This is a genomic window from Paraburkholderia sp. CNPSo 3274, assembly GCF_024206475.1.
Classification (GTDB): Bacteria; Pseudomonadota; Gammaproteobacteria; order Burkholderiales; family Burkholderiaceae; genus Paraburkholderia.
Map to the genome: position 1 here is coordinate 1 of NZ_JAMBPR010000162.1, position 5,869 is coordinate 5,869.

Annotated in this window: 8 protein-coding genes; 3 read left to right on the forward strand and 5 right to left on the reverse strand. The window is 61.3% G+C overall.

What is annotated here, in order from left to right; all coding sequences use genetic code 11:
* From M3I54_RS43290 to M3I54_RS43310, 5 genes are all read right to left on the reverse strand, one after another.
* Positions 1 to 197, reverse strand: a 197-nt coding sequence (locus tag M3I54_RS43290; RefSeq protein WP_254341894.1) for a transposase, incomplete at its 3' end; no start/stop codon positions are given.
* Between the two features lie 56 nt (positions 198 to 253).
* Positions 254 to 817, reverse strand: a complete 564-nt coding sequence (locus M3I54_RS43295; protein WP_254346512.1) for a YSC84-related protein — start codon at positions 815 to 817, stop codon at positions 254 to 256.
* A gap of 510 nt (positions 818 to 1,327) precedes the next feature.
* Entirely contained in the window at positions 1,328 to 1,678 is a 351-nt protein-coding gene (locus M3I54_RS43300) for an FRG domain-containing protein (RefSeq protein WP_254346514.1), read from the reverse strand.
* 631 nt (positions 1,679 to 2,309) lie between these two features.
* Entirely contained in the window at positions 2,310 to 2,744 is a 435-nt protein-coding gene (locus M3I54_RS43305; RefSeq protein ID WP_254346516.1) for an SET domain-containing protein, read from the reverse strand.
* A gap of 440 nt (positions 2,745 to 3,184) precedes the next feature.
* Positions 3,185 to 5,290 (reverse strand): PAS domain S-box protein, encoded by a 2,106-nt coding sequence (locus M3I54_RS43310; protein ID WP_375542320.1) that lies wholly within the window; start codon positions 5,288 to 5,290, stop codon positions 3,185 to 3,187.
* Between M3I54_RS43310 and M3I54_RS45630 the strand changes: the two genes are divergently transcribed.
* The 3 genes from M3I54_RS45630 to M3I54_RS43320 form a co-directional block, all read left to right on the forward strand.
* The gene (locus M3I54_RS45630; RefSeq protein WP_375542321.1) at positions 5,207 to 5,509 is read left to right on the forward strand and encodes a response regulator; all 303 of its coding nucleotides are present in this window, start codon (positions 5,207 to 5,209) and stop codon (positions 5,507 to 5,509) included. The two genes, M3I54_RS43310 and M3I54_RS45630, sit on opposite strands and share 84 nt — an antisense overlap.
* Positions 5,506 to 5,658, forward strand: a complete 153-nt coding sequence (locus M3I54_RS43315) for a hypothetical protein (RefSeq protein ID WP_254346520.1) — start codon at positions 5,506 to 5,508, stop codon at positions 5,656 to 5,658. Before M3I54_RS45630 ends, M3I54_RS43315 begins: the two co-directional genes overlap by 4 nt.
* A 12-nt stretch (positions 5,659 to 5,670) precedes the next feature.
* Positions 5,671 to 5,869: transposase (locus M3I54_RS43320; RefSeq protein WP_254341894.1), on the forward strand; the 199-nt coding region annotated here is incomplete at its 3' end.

The window sequence follows — 5,869 nt, forward strand, 5'->3', positions numbered from 1 at the left end:
GGGCGCAAACCCCGATCCCGCTCTTCCTTGCGCACCCAGCTACGCAGCGTCTCGCCCGAGCAGCCCAGCTTCGCTGCGATCGAGGCGATCACTTTCCATTGCGATTCGTGGTCGCCCTGATGTTCCAGTACCATTCGCACAGCCCGCTCACGAACTTCCGGCGAGTACCTTGGGGACTTCTTCTTGGTGTTTTCCATAGCTCCATTTTCTCAAGAAGTGGAGCCTCCGGAAATCCCGGGGCGGTTCACTCACTTCACGGATTGAGCCTCGTAATCCGTTGGCCTTGTACGCCAAGCCCGGCCATCAATCCTTGCTGACCAAAGATAAATGCGTAGACGTCAGCCTGCAGTGTTGTGGTGTTCATCGACCTGGCTGCGCCCGCATCCACGACTACAACGGTCGGGCCTACGCCAACGGCCCAACCACTACTATCGAAGGGTTGGCGCGCGGCTGCGTCGGTCATCAGAAACAACGTCTCCGAGAGCGTCTGCGCACCAGCCTGCAGGCCCCACGAAACCCCAGTGTTTCTGAAGTAGCCTAGGACTTTGCCGTCGGAACCGAACAGTACGCCTCTTCCGCCTTGCGCGCCGACCCCGAGGCCCGCCCTGACGATGTTCGGAAACACGAGAACTGCCTTCGCCCGATCATGAAGGTCCCTGGCTCTGGGCGCCGTGTCAAACAGTTGCTGCAGCGCCGCGCGCGCTTGCGCCTCCAGTTCTGGATCACCCGTTCCTGGCGACGAAGTCCCTTGCGTTGAACAGGCCGCCGTGAGCAGCAAAAGCGGGACCACGAGAAAAAGCCACAGACACTTGCTCATGACACGCGCTCCATGCGAACGGCGACCTGGCGGTATGAAACGAACTCCCGCATCGGGATCTTCTCCGGCCATATGAATAGTGGCACCTGCTTGCCGTCAAGACAACTGGACCTTGGTCTCATAGCGACGTGGCAGGTCCCCGGCAGCCATCCCGGTCCCGCAATCCTGCGGAGTCGGCTTGCTCGCCGCGCGACGAGCTTTTCGTCAAGGCAGTGCGTTCCGCAATCGACAAGCGCTACGTGGTCCGCTGACCGGACGGAGGTCCGGACAATGACTTGACGGGCATGTTTTGGACCTGACGGTCCGGTATCCGTCAAGGAGCCGCCCCTCGAATGTCGGTGCAAGAGCGCGGGCCAATGACCGTAGATGGCCGACCAGCGCCCGACGACCATGCGCAACGTTTGCCTCTCGTGCGCGCGGCATACAAAAGGCATAACCCGACCCACTTCAGACGTCGAACCGTCAAGGTCTGGCAATAGTGATGACGCGTGCACGCCAAGGCGGAAGAGTTCATAGCGAATACGTTTCCTTCGCGCTTCCCGGTATTAAAAAATACTCGACACTCCAGTCACGCGGAAGTTGACTCTCCAGAGCGGCTTCAACATTTGCGCAGGCGATGAACAGACGCTCTTGCGCGCGAATGCGGGACGACACAAAGTTGGGATAGATCTTTACTGGAGCTCGAATATCGAACGGAGAGTTCTCGCGGACCTTCTCGCTTGCTTTGAGAAGCGAATGTAGTGCATAAAGCGCTCCATCCTCATCACCACGGCTCTCGACCGCAAAATAAAGAGCTGCCAGCGGATTGTGTGACCAGTCGAGCAAGCGCGTTGGCAGGCCATGATGTTGGGCGATCGACAACTACGTTGACAAACACCGTTGTCTGGGACTAGTTGGAGATGACTACGAGCTTCCCGACAAAAAATATCGAACAGACTTTTTTCGTATTTTTCCCTTGACGTTGATGTGTGCATGCCTCGTCCCACGGACGGAGTGAGCGTATAGGCGGCGCAGGAATGCCCACGAAATACCCACCGTCCTCGCGCCTCGGCGAAATAGCGGGGAATCGCAAGAACCAAAAAGTCGCTAACGGAGGTAATTTTGGCTGGCTGCATTGTTTTCCCTCGACGGGATGCATGACGCTGGATGCGGAAGTCGCTTCGCAAGTAGCGCTCAAATCATCAGAGCCGAAACGGTGGGGCCGCTACCGACAGGCCGATCCATGTATGCCTCATATCTGCGCGTGCGCCCGCAGCGGACGACAACGTACTCGACATAATAGACACCCTAATGACAGTTGTCATGGCGAGAACCGACGTGCGAATGTCTTTGTACAGGCGTTGGCCTGAGGCCGTAGATGGCCGTCACCGGCAGTTCAGCGGCGCGTTGGGCGCGGTTCGTAGTGCCTGATGTGCCGAGGCTTGCGCACCTTGATGCACTGGCTCCCCCAGTCGCCACGTACTCCGGTGATGGGGGCTTCAGCGGAGCCTACCTAGATCGGAGCAAGCATGGTCCCGCGGCAACGCCTGGCGCCGCAGCGACAGATGTACTCGCTGCATGATTCGCGTGCTTTCGCAGGGATCTCAAGCGCGTAGTCGATGAACAGTTCCTCGCCGGGCAGGATGTCCTTGAGCGCGTTGATGTAGACGCGGCCTGATTGCTCGATCGCCTCGCAGTTCGCCTTACAAGCATGGTTGAGCCAACTTGCGCCGTTTCCGCCGCGGCCGCCATCAATGACGCGTCCGTCCGACAACCCGAAGAGGAAAGTATGCCCGGCGTCGGTGCGCCGCGCATAGGTGCGGGTCGCTTCCCGCCAGGTGGTGACGAGCCCCTTGTATTCAAAGATGCGCTCGCCGGCGCAAAGTGCCCGCAGGGCAAAGACGCCCTTTCCGTGGATGGGAGACTGCCGAACGGAGACGCGCTTCATGCCGGGGAAATGTGATGATGGGGAGGTCGGGAGTATAGCCGCAGAAACGGACCCAACATCTGGCAGCGGATTGACGCGTCAGGATCCGCCGGTGAGTGGCACTTTTAATACGTGCTACGAGTCCAGGTTATATAGAAGATAGAAAGGCTGCTGTGAAAACGAGGCCATGGGCTTGCCCGCCCTGGTTGACCTTGCAGATCGTGGGCGCGGAACGCGGGCACGCCCGCTGACCATGGTGGAGAAGCGCCCGTGCCCCCGCGCGAAGCCCGCGATTGTCCAGGGCTGGCGCATATGACGCCTGTTAATGCAGTTCGGTGTCGCGATGAGTCGCCCCAGCCGGTCCGCAGTACAGTCCCCCGAAGGGATGCGCGCAACAATACCGTCAACGTGCCGGCCTTACCAGCCTGGTTAAAACGCAGCGACGATCCCGGAAGGTACGGTCAGGCGCGTCGAATTGCACGGGCCAGGTCCGACAGTCGGTACGGCTTCGTAATGAACACGAAGTCAGCCAGCGCACCCCCGTCTTGCTGCCGCGACGGGCCGAGATGGCCAGACGCAATCACGATGCGCAGCTCAGGGTACGCTTCGCGTGCGCGTCGTGCCAGCTCGATGCCGTCGAATTCGCCCGCCATGACGATGTCCGTAAACAGGAAGTCGATGCCTGGATTTCTCGCGAGGATACTTAACGCCTGCTGGGCGTTTGCCGCGGTCACGACAGCGTATCCGATGCTCCGGAAGAGCTCCGCTGTGGCTTCCAGCACCTCGCTCTCATCATCGACGACGAGAACCGTCTCTGTCGCCAGGTCGGCGACGGGGGGCGTCGTCGGTGCGTCATCGGCGAGCGCAGGCAGATAGAGGCTGACAGTGGTGCCGGTGCCGGGGCAGCTGGCGATGTCCAGGACGCCTCCGGACTGGGTGATGAAGCCATACACCTGGCTTAGGCCAAGGCCCGTGCCCTTGCCGGACTCCTTGGTGGTAAAAAACGGTTCGGTGGCTCGGGCGATGACTTCCGCAGGCATGCCGCACCCCGTGTCCGTGACCTCAACCAGAACATATGGGCCGGCGGCCGCCTGACCTTGACCTTCATGCAGATCGGCAGTCCGGATGCGAATGATGATCTCGCCGTCCGTGCCGATAGCGTCCCGGGCATTCACGACCAGGTTCAGCAGTGCGGCCTCGAAGCGGATGATGTCCAGTTTCACGCGTCGTTGCGTGGCCTGGCAGTCGATGCGTAGCTGGACCGATGATGGGATGGCCCGCCCAAGCATGGAGTGGAAGCCCTCGATGACCGTCGCTATGTCACAGACTTCGGGGTGCAGGGGTTGCTGCCGGGCGAAGGAAAGCAGTTGCTGGGTCAGGGTGGCACCGCGCGTCACGGCGCGTCGCATCGATTCGAGCATCTTTGCGGTGACGTGTGCGGGGGGCTGGGTAGCGAGGACGTCAAGACCGCTGGAAATGACTGCGAGGAGATTGTTGAAGTCGTGGGCAACGCCGCCCGTCAGTTGTCCGATAGCCTCGAGCTTCTGGGCCTGGAAAAGTTGCGCGTTCGCCCGTTCCAGCGCCTCGGCGGCCTGCCGCCTTTCCGTGACATCGCGTGTAATCTTCGCAAAGCCGAGCAGCTTGCCTTGCGCGTCGCGGATGGCATCGACGACGACGTGAGCCCAGAACCTCGTTCCGTCCTTGCGGACGCGCCATCCTTCCTGCTCCGAGCGGCCCTCCGCCGACGCGCGGATCAGTGTGGCTGCCGGCTTCCCTTTTTCCCGGTCTTCTTCAGTGTAAAAGCACGAGAAGTGGCGCCCGACAATTTCAGTTTCGGTATAGCCCTTGATGCGCTGGGCGCCCGCATTCCAGTTCGTCACGATACCCTCGGGCGAGAGCATGAACAACGCGTAGTCCGTGACGCCCTGCACCAGCAGCCGGAAGCGCCGTTCGCTTTCCAGCAGTGCTTCCTGGGCGGCCTTGCGCTCCGAAATGTCGCGCGTGATCTTGACGAAACCGACGTGCTCACCTGCCTGGTCGAAAATCGGGTCCAACACGACGCTGGCCCAGAAGCGCGTGCCGTCCTTGCGCTGGCGCCAGCCTTCCTGCTCGAACTTGCCCTCGACGAGGGCGGTGCGCAATGCGCGTTCTGGCAAGCCCGCTTCCCGGTCTTCCCGGGTATAGAAGACCGAAAAGTGGTGGCCGATGATCTCTTCCGCCCGGTATCCCTTGAACCGTTCTGCCCCCGCGTTCCAGCTGCTGATGTGGCCGCCAGGGTCAAGAAAATAGATAGCGTAGTCGCGCACGCCACCGATCATCAGTTCGAAACGGCGCTCGGGGGAAAGGCCAGTGTCAGTCTGCCCGGCAAGCTGCATCGAAAATGCTCCTGGTTGGGATCGGCCAGATTCGCCACGGCACCCGCGACCGGAAAGCTGGCTTTCCGGCACGCCGGTTGCGATCGGACAGCGCAACCGGATGCGACCATGGAGACGCCTGATCAAGAATCCTTTCCCGCCCGCCACGCCTGGTTCACAAGACGTAGCGTGCGGACCGATGGACAGCCCCATATCGTCGTCGTGGATGACAATGCTGCCGCTGCGGACGCAGTGCGTGTCGCGCTCGGCCAGGCGGGTTACCAGACGTGCGCGGCATACAGCGGCGCGCACGCCGTCGCCGAGTGCGAGCGGGCAAACGCCCACGTCGTCCTGCTCGACATCACGATGCCCCAGGTCGACGGTCATGAGACGGCCGGATGCTACGCGCACGCGCGGCGACGCGGGACATGATCATCGTCGCATATACGGCGCTTTCGCTGGAAAGCGTCAAAGCACGCGTTGTGCCCGGTTCCTTCGACGGCTATTGCCGCACGGGGGCCGCGATCGCGGATCTCGTCACCTTGAACCGCCCCGGGATTTCCGGAGGCTCCACTTCTTGAGAAAATGGAGCTATGGAAAACACCAAGAAGAAGTCCCCAAGGTACTCGCCGGAAGTTCGTGAGCGGGCTGTGCGAATGGTACTGGAACATCAGGGCGACCACGAATCGCAATGGAAAGTGATCGCCTCGATCGCAGCGAAGCTGGGCTGCTCGGGCGAGACGCTGCGTAGCTGGGTGCGCAAGGAAGAGCGGGATCGGGGTTTGCGCCCGG